The following is a 16,521-nucleotide window of genomic DNA, read 5'->3' as shown; positions in this document are numbered from 1 at the left end:
TGCCGGCCGTCCATCTGGCCTCAAAAATGAAACAGAAGCTTCACGCATTTCAACGCCTGAAATGCCTTAATAGCGCAGGCTGCACCAGTGATGGTGGCTGTTAACATAAAAATCCATCCTTGATCACAATAATTATCATTTATTTTATTTCAACTTAAAATGGAATATTTGTTTCATATATAGTGTTCAGGTAACAGTCACGTATCAACAGCGAGAGGTTAAGGATGGAGACGGTAGCGAATTTTATTCACGGCGAGTGTGTCACCGGTTCAGGCCAGCGCGTTCAGGCAATCTTCAACCCGGCCACCGGAGAGCAGATCCGCCAGGTGGTGATGAGTACGGCACAGGAAACCGAACAGGCGATTGCCGCAGCACAGCAGGCATTTCCTGGCTGGGCGCGTCATTCTCCACTTAAACGCGCACGCGTGATGTTCCGCTTCAAAGCGGTGCTGGAAGAGAACATGGAGCGCCTGGCCCGCATCATCAGCGAAGAGCATGGCAAAGTCTTCTCCGACGCGGTGGGCGAGCTGACCCGCGGCCTGGAAGTGGTGGAGTTTGCCTGTGGCATCCCGCATCTGCAAAAAGGTGAGCACTCCGCTAATGTCGGCACCGGTGTCGACAGCCACTCGTTGATGCAGCCGCTCGGCGTATGTGCCGGGATCACGCCGTTTAATTTCCCGGCAATGGTGCCGATGTGGATGTTCCCGATTGCGCTGGCCACCGGCAACACGTTCGTGCTGAAACCGTCGGAAAAAGATCCCTCTCTGGCGCTCGCGCTGGCAAAACTGCTGAAAGACGCCGGCCTGCCTGACGGCGTGTTTAACGTGGTGCAGGGCGATAAAGAGTCGGTTGACGTGCTGCTGACTGACCCACGCGTGCAGGCTGTGAGCTTTGTCGGTTCAACGCCGATCGCCCAATACATTTACGAGACCGCCTCCGCCCACGGTAAACGCTGTCAGGCGCTGGGCGGGGCAAAAAACCACTGCATCTTAATGCCGGATGCCGATATGGATATGGCGACGAACGCGATTATGGGCGCTGCCTTCGGCGCGGCGGGAGAACGTTGCATGGCGCTGTCGGTGGTGCTGGCGGTGGGGGATAACACCGCTGATGAACTCTGTTCCCGGCTGGAAAAACAGATTGCCGCGCTGCGCGTCGGACCGGGTCTGGACCAGACGCCAGAGAACGAAATGGGGCCGCTTATCTCCTCGGCACACCGTAACAAAGTGCTGGGCTATATCGGCAGCGGGGAAACCCAGGGAGCCCGCCTGCGCGTGGATGGCCGTGGGTTCAGCGTGAAAGGCCACGAGCAGGGCTATTTTGTCGGACCAACGCTGTTCGATAACGTCACGCCGGAGATGACCATTTATAAAGAAGAGATTTTCGGGCCGGTACTTTCTGTGGTGCGTGTTGCAGATTACAGCAGCGCGGTGGACCTGATTAACCGGCATGAATATGGTAATGGCTCGGCAATATTTACCCGTGACGGTGGCTGCGCGCGCCGCTTCTGCGAAGAGGTGCAGGCGGGGATGGTTGGGGTGAACGTGCCGATTCCGGTGCCGATGGCGTTCCACAGTTTTGGTGGCTGGAAGCGTTCGATCTTTGGTGCGCTGAATGTGCACGGCAACGACGGCGTGCGTTTCTACACCCGAATGAAAACCATCACCGCACGCTGGCCGGAAATGCAGCAGGAGACTGGCGCTGCGTTCTCCATGCCGACGCTGGGCTGACAGGAGGTTTTATGCAAACCGAACGTATGACCATGGCTCAGGCCCTGGTCAGATTCCTTAATCAACAATATGTCTCCATTGATGGACAAGAAACGCCCTTCGTGGAGGGCGTGGCGACCATTTTTGGTCACGGCAACGTGCTGGGTATCGGCCAGGCACTGGAGCAGGATCCTGGCCACCTGCAGGTGATGCAGGGGTGTAACGAACAGGGCATCGCCCATATGGCGACCGGATTCGCCAAACAGCATCGCCGTCGGCGCATTTTTGCCGTCACCTCATCCGTCGGGCCCGGCGCGGCGAATATGGTGACGGCCGCGGCGACCGCCACCGCGAACCGCATTCCGCTACTGCTGTTACCGGGGGATATCTATGCCAGCCGCCAGCCCGATCCGGTTTTGCAGCAAATCGAGCAGTACCACGATCTCAGTATCAGCACCAACGACTGCTTCCGTCCCGTTTCACGCTACTGGGACCGCATTAACCGTCCGGAACAGTTAATGAGCGCGATGTTAAATGCGATGCGAACGCTTACTGACCCCGCAGCGACGGGGGCTGTGACCATTTGCCTGCCGCAGGACGTACAGGGCGAAGCCTGGGATTATCCCCTGAGCTTCTTTGCGCGTCGCGTGCATCACATTGAACGCCGTCCGCCTGATCCCCAGCGTCTGGCCCAGGCACAGGCGTTGATTGCCCGTAAACGCCGTCCGCTGGTGGTGTGTGGCGGGGGCGTGCGTTATTCCGGCGCGCATGAGGCATTTCGGGAATTTGTCGAGACGCTGCAACTGCCGTTTGCCGAAACCCAGGCCGGAAAGGGGGCGCTGGTAAGCGATCACCCCCTTAATCTGGGAGGGATCGGTGTGACGGGCGGAATGGCCGCTAACCAGCTTGCACCCAGGGCGGATTTGGTGATTGGCATCGGCACGCGCCTGACGGACTTTACCACCGGCTCCAAAGCGCTCTTTTCCCATCCGGACGTCGAGTTCCTGCTTTTAAACGTCGCCGAGTTTGATGCCGTGAAACTGGATGCCACGGCGCTGATTGCCGATGCGCAAACCGGGCTACACGCTTTAACGCAGGCGCTCCCGGCGTACCGAAGCCACTGGGGAGAGGAGATTGCTCAGGCGAAATCTGCCTGGCATGCGGAGTGCCAGCGCTTATGGGGCCGTCAGTGGCATCCCGACGATGCGCCTGAAGTGGCAGGGCACCTTGATGCGCAGCTGGCGGAATACGGTGAGGCGCTCAACACCCGTCTGACCCAGACGCGGGTGCTGGGGCTTATCAATCAACATATCGAAGATAACGCCATCGTTGTGGGCGCAGCCGGATCGCTGCCCGGAGATTTACAGCGCCTCTGGCAGGTGAAGACGCCGGACAGTTATCACCTGGAGTACGGCTACTCCTGCATGGGGTATGAGATTGCGGCGGCGATAGGCGCGAAGCTTGCCAGCCCGCATCAGCCGGTTTACGCCATGGTGGGGGATGGCTCCTACATGATGCTGCACTCCGAGCTACAAACCGCGGTGCAGGAGGGGATCAACGTCACCGTTTTGCTGTTTGATAATGCCAGCTTCGGCTGCATTAATAACCTGCAGATGGGGCACGGGATGGGGAGCTTCGGTACGGAAAACCGTCATCGAAATCCAGATTCAGGCCGGCTTGACGGGCCGCTGGTAAAAGTCGATTTCGCCCAGAACGCGGAAAGCTATGGCTGCCGCGCGTGGCGGGTCCACGACGAGCAGAGTCTGCTGGCGGCGCTGGAGGCGTCGCGGGCGCATCCTGGCCCAACGCTGCTGGATATCAAAGTGCTGCCAAAAACCATGACCCATGATTACGCGTCATGGTGGCGAACCAGTGATGCGCAGGTCGCGGGATCGTCTGCGGTGCGCAAAGCCGCCGAGCAAACCCAGGCGCAGCTGAAAAAAGCACGCCAGTATTAAGTATTTCCCGCCATAACGAAATTTTCATTTCATTTTTCACTGCCTTCATTCTCACCCTCTCCCGCCACGGGAGAGGGCACACCTGTCGCCATTTTGTCTCCTGCGTTCCTGTGGCAAGTGCATCACGGAGCGGCTGCAATGTTGTGATATTGATAACAAAATTTATCTCAATCATCTCAAAAGTGTTAACCCGCACTCAAAAATATAATTTTCACTATTTATAAAAATGAAATAAATGTTTTATTTAAGGGGTCGTTAGTTCACAGCATTCACCAACACCGGGAGCCGTTATGTTTAACATTGCTTTACTGGGCGCTGGCCGAATTGGCCAGGTACATGCAGCTAACATCGCCAGCCACAGTGAGACCACGCTCTGGTCTGTGGTCGACCCGAATCAGGAATTTGCCACCCGCCTCGCCACGCAATATCAGGCTCGTCTGCAGAGCCTGGAGGACGCGATGAGCGACCCAAACGTTCATGCCGTGCTGATCGCGTCTGCGACGGACACCCACGCGGATCTGATTGAGATGGCCGCCCGCCACGGCAAAGCGATCTTCTGTGAAAAGCCGGTACACCTGGATCTTGCCCGCGTGCGCGACTGCCTGAAAGTGGTTAACGAGTACAACGTACCGCTGTTTATCGGTTTTAACCGCCGCTTTGACCCGCAGTTTCGCCGGGTCAAAACCGAGGTGCAGGCCGGGCGGATCGGTAAGCCCGAATCGCTGCTGATTATCTCCCGCGACCCGTCCCCGCCACCGGCGCAATATGTGCGCGTTTCCGGCGGTATGTTCCGCGACATGACCATTCACGATTTTGATATGGCGCGCTTCATCATGGGCGAAGAGCCGGTGTCGGTGTATGCCCAGGGCAGCAATCTGGTGGATCCGGCGATTGGCGAGGCGGGGGATATCGATACCGCGTTTATCGTACTGAAGTATGCCTCCGGCGCGATGGCGACCATCGTCAACAGCCGCCGCTCTTCTTACGGCTACGACCAGCGTCTGGAACTGCACGGCTCAGAAGGCCTGCTGTGTGCGGGCAATATTCTTGAAAATCAGGTGCAGCACTACGGCAAACAGGGCTGCACCGGCGCGCTGCCGGAACACTTCTTCCTGCAGCGCTACAAATCCGCTTACGCCGCGGAATGGGAACACTTTGTTGCGGTGCTGCGCGGCGAAGCGACGCCTGACTGTAGCGGCAATGATGGTGAACGTGCGCTGTACCTGGCGGATAAAGCGCTGGAATCCCTGCGTAGCCAGCGTGAGATCGTCCTCTAAACACAACAACCCTACACAGAGAGACATAATAATGAAAAAACTGATCTTAGCCGCCCTCATCGCCATGACCGCCGGGGCAGCAATGGCCGAAAACGAGCAAATTGTTTTCAGTACACCAAACCTGGCGATGCCGTTTGAAGTTCACATGCAGCGTACCGCGGTAAAAGCCGCAAAAGAGATGGGCGTAAAGCTTCAGGTACTGGACGGGCAGGGCAGCTCGCCGAAACAGGTCGCTGACCTGGAAAACGCCATCACCCGTGGTGCGCAGGGGTTCATCGTCTCCCCGAATGACGTCAATGCCGTCTCCAGCGCGGTGGATGAAATTCAGGATGCGAATCTGCCCGTTGTGACGCTTGACCGCTCCGTCGACAGCCAGAAGAAGGTGCCGCATTTTGGTGCCAACAACTACAAAGGCGGTCAGGCGATTGGCGACTTCGTAAAAAGCAAATTCCCCAACGGGGCAGACATTATTCTGCTCACCGGCCAGCCAGGTTCCTCCTCCAACATTGAACGTACCAAAGGGATCCGCGACAGCCTGAAGGCGGGCGGGGACAAGTACAAGATCGTTGCCGATCAGACCGGCAACTGGATGCGCTCTGAAGGGATGCGCATTGTGGAAAGCGTTCTGCCGTCACTGCCGAAACGCCCACAGGTGATCCTCTCCGCCAATGACGACATGGCACTGGGCGCAATTGAAGCGCTGCAGGGCCAGGGCGTGAAGCCAGGTGAAATTCTGGTGACCGGATTTGACGCGGTCCCTGAGGCGCTGGCGCGCGTGCGCGACGGCTGGCTGGCGGTCACGGCGGATCAACGCCCGGGCTTCGCGGTACAAACGGCGATGAGCCAGCTGGTGGCCAACGTGCGTGAGAAGAAAGCCATCACCGGCGCGGACTACCCGCCAACGCTTATCACCAAAGAAAATCTGCAGCAGGCTGAGCGCATCAGTGAGGCCGGTAACTGATTTATCCGGAGCCGCCGCACAGGTGGCGGCTCACTATTAAGGAGGAGCAGACCGATGTCGCAACCCTTACTGAAAGTGACCGACCTGGCAAAAAGCTTTTCTGGTGTCTGGGCGCTGAGCAGCGCACAGCTCACCGTCGGTGCCGGGGAGATCCACGCGCTGCTGGGTGAGAACGGAGCGGGGAAATCCACGCTGCTGAAAGCCCTGGCGGGCGCACAGCCGCAAACGCGCGGGGATATCTGGTTCAACGGCGACACGCTGCCGGTGGACGATTCACCGGTTGAGCGGCAGAACAAGGGCATTATCACTATCTATCAGGAATTTAACCTGCTGCCCAATATGACCGTCGCGGAAAACATGTTTCTCGGGCGTGAGCCGCGTAAACGTAACCTGATTGTCGACGAAAAAGCGGTGAGCCAGGAGGCGCAGGTGATCCTCGATTATCTGCAGCTGAACGTTGCGCCAACCACGCCTGTTGCCCGTCTGAGCGTAGCCCAGCAGCAGATGGTCGAGATTGCCCGGGCGCTGACGCTGAACGCCAGGCTGATCATCATGGATGAACCCTCCGCGGCGCTGAGCGACAGCGAGGTGGAAAGCCTGCACCGCGTGGTGCGCGAGCTGAAAAACCGGGGGGTTAGCATTATTTACGTTACCCACCGACTGCACGAAGTTTTCCAGCTTTGCGATCGCTTTACCGTTTTCCAGGACGGCCGTTTCACCGGCAGTGGCGCCGTGGCGCAAACCAATGTCGAGCAGCTGATCCGTCTGATGGTGGGGCGTGACGTGGCCTTTAATCGTCGTCCCGCCAGCGAAACCCATCATGAAAACAAGCCGGTCCGTCTGGCAGTAAAAGGGCTAAGCCGCGAAAAACCGCCGCTGGATCCGCACGGCATTGCCCTGCATGACATCAGCTTCCATGTCCACGCCGGAGAAGTACTGGGCATTGCCGGCCTGGTGGGAGCAGGGCGCACCGAAGTGGCGCGCTGCCTGTTCGGGGCGGATGCCTTTACCTCGGGCAGCTTTGAACTGGACGGCGCCCCGTATCAACCGCGCGACCCGATGTACGCCCTTGAGCAGGGCATCGCGCTGGTCCCGGAAGATCGCAAGAAAGAGGGGGCGGTGCTGGGGTTATCGATTCGCGACAACCTGTCGCTCTCCAGTCTCTCTTCTCTGATGCAGTGGCGCTGGTTTGTGAATACCCGCAAAGAGGACGATCTGATTGAGTCCTACCGCAAGGCGCTGCAGATCAAAATGGTCAACAGCGCGCAGGAGGTACGCAAGCTCTCCGGCGGTAACCAGCAGAAAGTTATCCTGGCGCGCTGCATGGCGCTGAACCCTCGGGTGCTGATTGTCGATGAGCCGACGCGCGGTATCGACGTGGGCACCAAGTCGGAAGTGCACCAGGTGCTGTTTGATATGGCCAAACAGGGCGTGGCGGTGATCGTGATCTCCTCCGATCTGCCTGAAGTGATGGCGGTATCCGATCGGATCATCACGCTCAGTGAAGGCCGGGTGACCGGTGAGATCCACGGCGACGACGCTAACGAAGAGCGGCTGATGACGATGATGGCCATCAACCACAACGCCCTCAACGCGGCATAACGGAGTTTTCCATGACGCAGATGATTTCTAAAACGCAGGTTCCGGTGAAACGCAGCGGACGCCTCGATCCCATCGCCTTCTTCGAGCGCTTCGGGGTACTGATTTTCATGATCCTGCTGCTGATTTTCTTTCAGTCGCAGAACAGCAATTTTTTCTCTGAACGCAATATTTTCAACATCCTGACCGAGGTGTCCATCTACGGGATCATGGCCGTGGGGATGACCTTCGTCATTTTGACTGCCGGTATCGATCTTTCTGTCGGCTCCATCCTGGCGGTCTGCGCCATGACCGCTGCATACGTGATTAAGGGCGACAACTTCACCACCGTTGATCCGAACGCCTGGGGCGGCATGAGCTGGCTGATTGGGCTGGGGATTTGTCTGGCGATGGGCACGGCGATTGGCTTCCTGCACGGCCTGGGCGTAACCCGCCTGCGCCTGCCGCCGTTTATCGTCACGCTCGGCGGGATGACCATCTGGCGTGGTCTGACGCTGGTGATTAACGACGGCGCGCCCATTGCAGGTTTCGACCCGGGTTACCGCTGGTGGGGACGCGGGGAGCTGCTTGGCATCTCCATTCCAATCTGGATTTTCGCCATCGTGGCGCTTGGCGGGTACCTGGCGCTGCATAAAACCCGCTGGGGACGCTTCGTCTATGCCATCGGCGGTAACCCGGAGGCAGCGCGCCTGGCGGGGGTCAACGTGAAGCGCGTGCTGGTGAGTGTCTATGTGCTGATTGGCTGTCTGGCGGGACTGGCGGGCTTCATTCTCAGCGCTCGTCTTGGCAGTGCGGAAGCGGTCGCCGGGATCTCCTTTGAACTGCGCGTTATCGCCTCGGTGGTCATCGGCGGCACTTCGCTGATGGGCGGCTATGGACGCATCGGCGGCACCATCATCGGTTCCATCATTATGGGGATCCTGATTAACGGTCTGGTGCTGATGAACGTCTCGGCCTATTACCAGCAAATAATCACCGGATTAATTATCGTTCTGGCGGTGGCATTCGACACCTATGCCAAGAGCCGTCGCGGCGCATTGTGAGGATCAGGATGAAAGAGGTTCGTATTGGATTGATTGGCACCGGGTATATCGGCAAGGCACATGCCATCGCCTATGCCCAGGCGCCGACGGTATTTACCCTGCGCGGCAAACTGGTGCGCGAGATGGTGGCGGAAGTGACGCCCGCGCTGGCAGCAGAGCGGGCGCAGGCCTTTGGCTTCAACCGCTCAACCAGCGACTGGCGGGCACTGGTGGCTGACCCGGCGATTGATGTCGTGGATATATGCTCGCCCAACCATCTGCATAAAGAGATGGCGCTGGAGGCCATTCGCCACGGTAAGCATGTCTACTCGGAAAAGCCGCTGGCGCTGAATGCCCATGACGCACGTGAAATGGTGGACGCCGCGAAGCGGGCAGGGGTGAAAACGCTGGTGGGTTTTAACTACATGAAAAACCCGACGGCACAGCTGGCGAAAGAGATCATCGCCCGCGGCGAGATTGGCGAGGTGATCCACTTCTACGGTACCCACAACGAAGATTATATGGCCGACCCGCTTTCTCCCATTCACTGGCACTGTTTTAAAGAGACCGCCGGGTTGGGTGCACTGGGGGACCTGGCGGCGCATATCGTCAACATGGCGCAGTATCTGGTCGGGGACATTCAGCAGGTCTGCGGTGATTTAAAAATTGTTGTGCCTGAACGCCCGGCGCAGGCCGGTTCGTCGCAAAACGTTGCGGTTGAAAACGAAGATCAGGCGCACGCGATGGTCCGTTTCGCCGGCGGAGCACAAGGGGTGATTGAAACGTCCCGCGTCGCCTGCGGGCGCAAGATGGGACTGTCGTATGTGATAACCGGCACCAAAGGGGCCATCAGTTTTACCCAGGAGCGGATGGCGGAACTGAAGCTCTATCTGCATGACGACCCGGTAAACCGCCAGGGATTCCGCACGCTGCTTGTGGGTCCGTCACATCCGGACTATGGCGCGTTTTGCATGGGGGCGGGTCATGGTATCGGCTTTAACGATCAAAAAACGGTGGAAGTACGCGACCTGGTCGACGGTATTGCCGCTGATGTGCCGATGTGGCCGGACTTTGAAGAGGGCTGGAAGGTTTCGCGGGTGCTGGACGCCATCGCACTCTCGCACCAGGAAGGCCGCTGGCTGAACGTGAACGACATTGTCTGATGAGGTATCAACGTGGAAAAGCAGTTTGATGTGATATGCATGGGCCGCGTGGCGGTAGACCTCTACAGTCAGCAAATTGGTGCCCGTCTTGAGGATGTGTCGAGCTTCGCGAAATATCTCGGCGGCTCGTCCGGCAACGTGGCCTACGGGACGGCGCGTCAGGGGCTGCGCTCATCGATGCTGGCACGCGTCGGTGATGAACATATGGGACGCTTCCTGCGAGAAGAATTACACCAGGTGGGCTGCGATACCAGCCATCTGATCACCGACAAAGAACGCCTGACGGCGCTGGTGCTCCTCGGCATTAAAGACCGGGACACCTTTCCACTGATTTTTTATCGCGATAACTGCGCGGATATGGCCATCACGGCCAGCGATGTGGACGAACGCTACATTGCCTCCGCACGGTGCCTTGCCATCACCGGGACCCATCTCTCGCACCCTCAGACCCGTGACGCGGTGCTGACGGCGCTTAACTATGCCCGCCGTCACGGTGTTCGCACGGTGCTGGATATCGACTACCGGCCGGTACTGTGGGGGCTGACCTCGTTAGGGGACGGGGAGACGCGCTTTATTGCCGCGGAAAACGTGACCCGTGAACTGCAGGAGGTGCTGCACCTTTTCGACGTCATTGTCGGCACCGAAGAAGAGTTCCACATTGCAGGTGGCAGTACCGATACCCTGCAGGCGTTGGGTCGCGTGCGCGCCGTGAGTAACGCCACGCTGGTTTGCAAGCGTGGCGCGCTTGGCTGTTCGGTGTATATCGACGCTATACCGCCCCGGCTGGATGAGGGGCTGACGGTGACCGGCGTGCGCGTTGAGGTGCTGAACGTGCTCGGTGCGGGCGACGCGTTTATGTCCGGCCTGCTGCGCGGTTACCTGAACGACGAAGGCTGGGAGCAGGCCTGCCGCTATGCCAACGCGTGTGGTGCGCTGGTGGTTTCCCGCCACGGCTGTGCCCCGGCGATGCCGAGCAAGGCTGAGCTGGACGACTACCTGTCGCGTGCGGCGTCGGTACCGCGTCCCGATCTTGATGCGCGCCTGAACCATCTGCATCGCGTCACCACCCGCCGCCGTGAGTGGCCGGAGCTGTGCGTGATGGCCTTCGATCATCGCAGCCAGCTGGAAGATATGGCGTTGCAGTGCGGAGCATCCCTGAAGCGCATCCCGGCGCTGAAGCAGCTTATTCTGCAGGCCAGCCGTGAGGCGGCCAGCAGCGCAGGGCTTGAGGGCAAAGCCGGTCTGCTGTGTGATGGTACTTTTGGTCAGGATGCCCTTAACGCGATTACCGGTGAAGGGTGGTGGATAGGCCGCCCTATTGAGCTGCCGGGCTCCCGGCCGCTGGAGATGGAGCACGGTAACATCGGCACGCAGCTCATCAGCTGGCCGCAGGAACATGTGGTGAAATGCCTGGTCTTTTTCCATCCGGAAGATGCGCACGGCCTGCGTCTGGAGCAGGAGCAGAAAATCGCAGAGGTCTACCACGCCTGCTGCCAGTCCGGTCATGAACTGCTGCTGGAGGTGATCCTGCCTGCGAGCATGCCGCGCAGCGATGAGCTTTACCTGCGCGCCATCTCGCGTTTTTACAACCTGGGGATCTCTCCCGACTGGTGGAAACTGCCGCCGCTCTCTGCCGATGGCTGGACGGCGCTGAGCGAGATTATTGAACGTCGGGATCCGCACTGCCGTGGCGTGGTGATCCTCGGGCTGGACGCCCCGGCTGAGCAGCTTCGTGCTGATTTTAAAGCCGCCTCGGGACATGCGCTGGTGAAGGGCTTTGCCGTAGGACGCACGCTGTTTGGCGATGCGTCCCGTGCATGGCTGAAACACGATATTGACGATGCGCAGCTGGTGGCACGCATCCGGGACAATTACCTGCAGCTTATCGCCTGGTGGCGCGAGCGCGGACACGCATAATTCAGGAGACGACAATGAGTGTGCAATTAGGCATTAACCCGCTGACATGGACGAACGACGATCTGCCTTCACTCGGCGCGGAGACGCCGCTGGATACCTGTCTGAGCGAAGGGAAAGAGGCCGGTTTTGCCGGTTTCGAACTGGGCAATAAATTCCCGCGTGAGGCGCGCCTGCTTGGCCCCATTTTGCAGCGCCACGATCTGCAGCTGGTCTCCGGCTGGTATTCAGGGCGTCTGCTGGAGCGTAGCGTGGAGGAGGAGATTGCCGCCGTGCAGTCCCACCTGACGCTGCTGCGCGAACTGGGGGCAAAGGTGCTGGTATTCGCCGAAGTGAGCGGCTGTATTCACGGCGAGCAACAGACGCCGGTTCATCTTCGCCCGCGCTTCCCGCACGCGCGCTGGCAAGAGTACGGTGAGAAGCTGACCGCTTTTGCCCGCTACACGCAGCAGCAGGGGGTGCAGATTGCCTACCATCACCATATGGGAACGGTCATTGAGTCCGCTGAAGATGTCGATAACCTGATGACCCATACCGGTGAAGAGGTGGGCCTGCTGCTGGACACGGGCCATCTGACCTTTGCCGGGGCTGATCCGCTGGCGGTGGCCCAGCGCTGGGCATCGCGCATTAACCATGTTCACTGCAAAGACGTGCGCGCCGACGTGCTGGCGGACGTCAAAAACCGCAAAACCAGCTTCCTTGATGCGGTGCTGAGTGGGGTCTTCACCGTACCGGGTGACGGCTGCGTGGACTATCCGCCCATCATGCGGCTGCTGAAGGCGCAGGATTATCACGGCTGGCTGGTGGTGGAGGCGGAGCAGGATCCTGCTATCGCTCACCCGCTGACCTACGCCCGTCTGGGGTATAACAACCTGAGCCGTCTGGCGCGCGACGCCGGGCTTATCTGAGGAGGTGACATGTCACGTCTGTTATCACGCTGGCAACCGCCGAGTGCGGAGGGCCGTACCCAGTCCGTCACGCCGGAACGCGCGGGCTGGGGATACGTTGGCTTTGAAGCGTATGAACTGCAGGAAGGGCAGACGCTGACGCTGCCCGCCGTCAGCGAAGAGCGCTGTCTGGTGCTGGTGGCCGGACGGGCCTCTGTCAGCACACCTACCGCGCAGTTTACTGACATCGGCGAGCGGATGAGCCCGTTTGAGCGCATAAAGCCCTGGGCGGTCTACGTCACGCCGCAAGAGACGGTGCAGATTAAGGCGCTGACGACGCTGGAGCTGGCGGTCTGTGCCGCACCCGGCAAAGGGACCTTCCCGACACGGCTTATCGCTCCGCAGGATATCGACGCGCAGGCGCGCGGCAAAGGCCATAACCAGCGCTACGTGCACAACATTCTGCCGGAAGATCAACCCGCCGACAGCCTGCTGGTGGTTGAGGTCTGGACCCACGAAGGCTGCACCAGTTCATACCCGAGCCATAAGCACGATACGGATAATCCACCGCAGGAAACCTACCTGGAGGAGACCTACTATCATCGCCTCAACCCCGGGCAGGGGTTCTGCATGCAGCGGGTCTATACCGACGACAGATCGCTGGATGAGTGTATGGCCGTTTATAACCGCGACGTGGTGATGGTGCCGAAGGGGTACCATCCGGTGGCGACGCTGGCTGGTTATGACAGCTACTATCTCAACGTGATGGCCGGTCCGGTGCGAAAATGGATGTTCACCTGGGAAGACGATCACGCGTGGATCAACCGCGACTATCCACGTTGACGTTGCAGAAGCCCGCACCCCGCGGGCTTTTTTTATCACCCTTATCCTGTCTTGCGCGTTACCCACCAGAACACCAGCGCCACCAGGCTCACCGCTGCGCCAGTCAGGCAGACGCCCTGCCAGCCCGCGATGGCATACGTCATCGTGGTGCTCAGCGCGCCCAGACCGCTGCCGACAGCATAAAACAGCATATAAAGCCCGACCAGCCGGCTATGCGCCTCGGGGCGGGCACGAAAGATCAGGCTCTGGTTGGTGACATGCAGCGCCTGCCCGCCCAAATCGAGCAGCACGATGCCAATGAGCAAAATGCCGAGCGAACGATCCATCAGTGAAATCGGCCACCACGCCAGGATTAACAAGACTAGGGCAGCCGCGCTGGTGCGCCGGGCATATCCTCGATCGGCCCACTTTCCGGCCCGGGTTGCCGCTAACGCGCCTGCCATTCCGGCCAGGCCAAAAGCACCAATGGCGGTATGCGATAAGTTATAGGGTGGGTCACTTAACGGCAGCACCAGAGCGCTCCAGAAAATATTGAACGCAGCGAACATCAGTAAAGCCAGTACGCCGCGCACCTGCAGGACTTTTTCTTCCCGCAGCAGGGTCAGCATTGAGTGAATCAGGCCCGGGTAACTCATCGTTTCAGGCACCGCAGGCAAGCGGGGCAGCCTCCACCACAGCGGAAACGCAATAATGATCATCAGCCCGGCGGCAGAGAGATACACGCCACGCCAGCCCGCGATATCACTGATGCCTCCGGAGACGACGCGGGCCACTAACAGGCCCATAAATACCCCGCCTTGTGCCGCACCAATAACGCGGCCTTGCTCATGCGGCGACGCGGCGTTGGCGGCATAGGCGATAAGCCCTTGCGTCATGGCCGTTCCTGCCAAGCCAGTGGCGAGCATACCCGCCAGCAGCATCGTTGACGTCTGCGCCATGCCGACCGCGACCAGAGCGGCCACCAGTACGACAAGCTGTAGCGCCATCAGGCGCCGGCGATCCACTTTATCCCCCAGAGGAACCACGAACAGCAGAGCCAGAGCACAGCCAATCTGCGTGGCGGTGACCACGCCGCCAATGGCACCATGGCTGATGCCAAAGTCTCTGGACAACGCGTCAAGCAACGGCTGTGCGTAATAGACGTTGGCCACGCTTAAGCCGCTGGCGAGGGCGAACAGCCACACCAGGCTACGCGGCATGTCGCCTGAGCGGACGTGCCCGGTTTTTCGATCTGACGGTAGTGGTGACGCGTGTGACATGTTCAAATCCTCGCCCTGGGTAAAGTGGTTTTAAAAAGAAACCAGTTGAAGGCTAGGCTATGCAGTTTTAAAATGCAACCAGTTATTGTTGACTGACCTGCCGAGGTAACGCTGTGCCGTCTCGTAAACCGATTGAACAGGAATTTTGTCCTGTTGCCCGCAGCGTCGATCTGATTGGCGATCGCTGGTCGCTTCTGATTGTGCGTAATGCTTTTGACGGCATGCGCCGTTTCGGGGATTTTCAGCGGGATCTCGGGGTTGCGCGTAACATTCTGGCTGACCGGCTGCGCAAGCTGGTCGACGCGGGCATTCTCGCGATGCAGGGGGCGTCGGACGGTACGTCGTATCAGGAATATGTCCTGACGGACAAAGGCGAAAGCCTGTTTCCCATCGTCGTTGCGCTTCGCCAGTGGGGAGAGCAGCATCTGTTTGAGCGCGGGGAGCGCCACTCGCTGTTGATCGACAGGCGTACCGGCAAGCCGGTTCCCCTGATGGCGCCAGCAGCGCAGGATGGAACGGCGCTGAAGGCGCAAGATACTGAAGTGCAGAAAGTGAAGTAACCCGACGCTCTGCTAGCCCGCGCTACGCGGGCTGTTGTGTCATGCTTAATGGTTTGTGATTGCCTGCTCAATCGTGCGGGCAATATCATCCGGCTGACTCACCATCGACACGTGGCTTGCTGCCACTTCCGTGGTTTTCGCGTGGATCGTTTTCGCCATCGCACGTTCAAGCTCCGGGTTAATCATCCGGTCATTTTTGCTGACCACAAACCAGCTTGGCTTTTCATGCCAGGCCGCATGGCTCACTTTTTCCGCAAACGCGTCGGCCTTGATCGGCCCCTGAGTGGCTGCAATCGTCTGCTGTTCAACGGCGTTTGCATCCGGTGCGAAGTCTTTCATCACGGCTTCTGGCGGGAGATACAAATACCCGTCTGCCGTTTTTGCGATATCCGCACTCCCCGCTGGCGGTGGGTAACTTCCCGCCAGGTCCGCCGTCGACTGGCCGGAATCAGGCGCAAAGGCCGCTACGTACACCAGGGATTTTACCCGTGCATCGTTGCCCGCTTCGCTGATCACCGTTCCGCCCCAGGAATGACCTACCAGCACCACATCACCATGCGCCCGTGCAATGGCGCGCCGGGTGGCGGCAACGTCATCTTTAAGCGACGTGAGCGGCAGCTGGACGGCAATCACCTCGGTATGCTGTTTTTGCAGCCGGGTAATGACCTTGTTCCAGCTGCTGCCATCGGCAAACGCGCCATGGACCAGCACCACGCTGGTTTTGCTCTCAGCAAAGGCGCTGGCCGAAAGCGCCAGCAGACCCGCCGTCAGTACAAAGCGTGCTTTCATTGTCTGGCTCCTTAAAAATGATGGACCGTTGCGTGAGGCGGTACGGTGAATTCAATGGTTTTATGGTCGATGGGTTTATGCGTGGGGTCGGCCAGAATTATGGTCACTTTATGCTTCCCGGCGGGTAACCCAACCAGAATGATTGGCTCTCCGCTGGTATCGGCCCAGTGCCAGGGGGCGTCATCCACCACGACATGGATATGGCCGATACGTGGTGTGACCTTCAGCGCATCGGGCCCGAATACCGGCTCGATGCGCAGGTTTTCAGCCCGGTATTGAATAAAGACCGCCCCCTTGCTCAGCGGGCCGGCAAGCGGTGGATCGACAATCAGCTTAGCGGCCGGCTGTGGACGTTCCAGCGGGGCAACAGCGGCAGGGCCGTTGACGTCGGCAGCGCTGAGGTTATCCAGCGGTGCGGCCCAGGAGCAGGTTGCTGACGCCAGAACAAGTGCAGGGAGCAGTAAATAACGACGGATCATCTGAGTCTCTCCTCAATCGGTTTCAAATTCGGTTTCAAACAATGACAGACACAGAAAACCATTTTTATGTATCCGGGATGTTTGCGGGGAACGGCGTTTTG

The 16,521-nt window shown here is 59.2% G+C and carries 14 protein-coding genes; 11 read left to right on the top strand and 3 right to left on the bottom strand.

Going from position 1 to position 16,521, the window contains the following annotated elements; genetic code table 11:
- Positions 1–224 precede the first annotated feature (224 nt).
- From AM379_RS01830 to iolB, 10 genes are all read left to right on the top strand, one after another.
- The gene (locus tag AM379_RS01830) at positions 225–1,730 is read left to right on the top strand and encodes a CoA-acylating methylmalonate-semialdehyde dehydrogenase (protein ID WP_106503401.1); all 1,506 of its coding nucleotides are present in this window, start codon (positions 225–227) and stop codon (positions 1,728–1,730) included.
- Between the two features lie 11 nt (positions 1,731–1,741).
- Complete coding sequence (gene iolD, locus AM379_RS01825) at positions 1,742–3,667, top strand: 3D-(3,5/4)-trihydroxycyclohexane-1,2-dione acylhydrolase (decyclizing) (protein WP_106503400.1); 1,926 nt, start codon at positions 1,742–1,744, stop codon at positions 3,665–3,667.
- Between the two features lie 290 nt (positions 3,668–3,957).
- Entirely contained in the window at positions 3,958–4,944 is a 987-nt protein-coding gene (gene iolG, locus AM379_RS01820) for an inositol 2-dehydrogenase (RefSeq protein ID WP_106503399.1), read from the top strand.
- Positions 4,945–4,975: 31 nt separating this feature from the next.
- Positions 4,976–5,905: a sugar ABC transporter substrate-binding protein gene (locus AM379_RS01815; protein WP_020883045.1), complete on the top strand. Its 930-nt coding sequence runs from the start codon at positions 4,976–4,978 to the stop codon at positions 5,903–5,905.
- 54 nt (positions 5,906–5,959) lie between these two features.
- A complete protein-coding gene (locus tag AM379_RS01810) occupies positions 5,960–7,507 on the top strand; it encodes a sugar ABC transporter ATP-binding protein (RefSeq protein WP_106503398.1) in 1,548 nt (515 codons plus the stop codon).
- Positions 7,508–7,518: 11 nt separating this feature from the next.
- The gene (locus tag AM379_RS01805) at positions 7,519–8,547 is read left to right on the top strand and encodes an ABC transporter permease (RefSeq protein WP_014171147.1); all 1,029 of its coding nucleotides are present in this window, start codon (positions 7,519–7,521) and stop codon (positions 8,545–8,547) included.
- An 8-nt stretch (positions 8,548–8,555) separates the two neighbouring features.
- Positions 8,556–9,689, top strand: a complete 1,134-nt coding sequence (locus tag AM379_RS01800; RefSeq protein ID WP_106503397.1) for a Gfo/Idh/MocA family protein — start codon at positions 8,556–8,558, stop codon at positions 9,687–9,689.
- 12 nt (positions 9,690–9,701) lie between these two features.
- Entirely contained in the window at positions 9,702–11,606 is a 1,905-nt protein-coding gene (locus tag AM379_RS01795) for a bifunctional 5-dehydro-2-deoxygluconokinase/5-dehydro-2-deoxyphosphogluconate aldolase (RefSeq protein WP_106503396.1), read from the top strand.
- 14 nt (positions 11,607–11,620) lie between these two features.
- Positions 11,621–12,511, top strand: coding sequence for a myo-inosose-2 dehydratase (iolE, locus tag AM379_RS01790; RefSeq protein WP_032680496.1), 891 nt, complete (start codon positions 11,621–11,623; stop codon positions 12,509–12,511).
- Positions 12,512–12,520: 9 nt separating this feature from the next.
- On the top strand, positions 12,521–13,333 hold the full coding sequence (gene iolB, locus AM379_RS01785) for a 5-deoxy-glucuronate isomerase (RefSeq protein ID WP_063156696.1): 813 nt from the start codon (positions 12,521–12,523) through the stop codon (positions 13,331–13,333).
- A gap of 41 nt (positions 13,334–13,374) precedes the next feature.
- On the opposite strand, the gene AM379_RS01780 is transcribed toward iolB, so the two are convergent.
- Positions 13,375–14,592, bottom strand: a complete 1,218-nt coding sequence (locus AM379_RS01780; protein WP_106503395.1) for an MFS transporter — start codon at positions 14,590–14,592, stop codon at positions 13,375–13,377.
- A 113-nt stretch (positions 14,593–14,705) separates the two neighbouring features.
- On the opposite strand from AM379_RS01780, the gene AM379_RS01775 reads away from it, so the two are divergent.
- Entirely contained in the window at positions 14,706–15,152 is a 447-nt protein-coding gene (locus AM379_RS01775) for a winged helix-turn-helix transcriptional regulator (RefSeq protein WP_047743060.1), read from the top strand.
- 45 nt (positions 15,153–15,197) lie between these two features.
- On the opposite strand, the gene AM379_RS01770 is transcribed toward AM379_RS01775, so the two are convergent.
- Together AM379_RS01770 and AM379_RS01765 are read right to left on the bottom strand one after the other, a co-directional pair.
- Positions 15,198–15,941: an alpha/beta fold hydrolase gene (locus AM379_RS01770; RefSeq protein WP_106503394.1), complete on the bottom strand. Its 744-nt coding sequence runs from the start codon at positions 15,939–15,941 to the stop codon at positions 15,198–15,200.
- A gap of 11 nt (positions 15,942–15,952) precedes the next feature.
- Positions 15,953–16,420 (bottom strand): DUF6130 family protein, encoded by a 468-nt coding sequence (locus AM379_RS01765; RefSeq protein WP_020883054.1) that lies wholly within the window; start codon positions 16,418–16,420, stop codon positions 15,953–15,955.
- Positions 16,421–16,521 lie beyond the last annotated feature (101 nt).

Source organism: Enterobacter cloacae complex sp. FDA-CDC-AR_0132, from assembly GCF_003010695.1.
In the GTDB taxonomy this organism is placed as follows: Bacteria; Pseudomonadota; Gammaproteobacteria; order Enterobacterales; family Enterobacteriaceae; genus Enterobacter; species Enterobacter ludwigii.
This window is presented reverse-complemented; position numbering and strand designations above follow the sequence as displayed.

What these genes read in the sequence shown, in the direction of transcription:
- AM379_RS01830 (WP_106503401.1), top strand. Translation starts at nt 225, where the DNA reads ATGGAGACGGTAGCGAATTTTATTCACGGCGAGTGTGTCACCGGTTCA.
- iolD (WP_106503400.1), top strand. Translation starts at nt 1,742, where the DNA reads ATGCAAACCGAACGTATGACCATGGCTCAGGCCCTGGTCAGATTCCTT.
- iolG (WP_106503399.1), top strand. Translation starts at nt 3,958, where the DNA reads ATGTTTAACATTGCTTTACTGGGCGCTGGCCGAATTGGCCAGGTACAT.
- AM379_RS01815 (WP_020883045.1), top strand. Translation starts at nt 4,976, where the DNA reads ATGAAAAAACTGATCTTAGCCGCCCTCATCGCCATGACCGCCGGGGCA.
- AM379_RS01810 (WP_106503398.1), top strand. Translation starts at nt 5,960, where the DNA reads ATGTCGCAACCCTTACTGAAAGTGACCGACCTGGCAAAAAGCTTTTCT.
- AM379_RS01805 (WP_014171147.1), top strand. Translation starts at nt 7,519, where the DNA reads ATGACGCAGATGATTTCTAAAACGCAGGTTCCGGTGAAACGCAGCGGA.
- AM379_RS01800 (WP_106503397.1), top strand. Translation starts at nt 8,556, where the DNA reads ATGAAAGAGGTTCGTATTGGATTGATTGGCACCGGGTATATCGGCAAG.
- iolE (WP_032680496.1), top strand. Translation starts at nt 11,621, where the DNA reads ATGAGTGTGCAATTAGGCATTAACCCGCTGACATGGACGAACGACGAT.
- iolB (WP_063156696.1), top strand. Translation starts at nt 12,521, where the DNA reads ATGTCACGTCTGTTATCACGCTGGCAACCGCCGAGTGCGGAGGGCCGT.
- AM379_RS01780 (WP_106503395.1), bottom strand. Translation starts at nt 14,592, where the DNA reads ATGTCACACGCGTCACCACTACCGTCAGATCGAAAAACCGGGCACGTC.
- AM379_RS01770 (WP_106503394.1), bottom strand. Translation starts at nt 15,941, where the DNA reads ATGAAAGCACGCTTTGTACTGACGGCGGGTCTGCTGGCGCTTTCGGCC.
- AM379_RS01765 (WP_020883054.1), bottom strand. Translation starts at nt 16,420, where the DNA reads ATGATCCGTCGTTATTTACTGCTCCCTGCACTTGTTCTGGCGTCAGCA.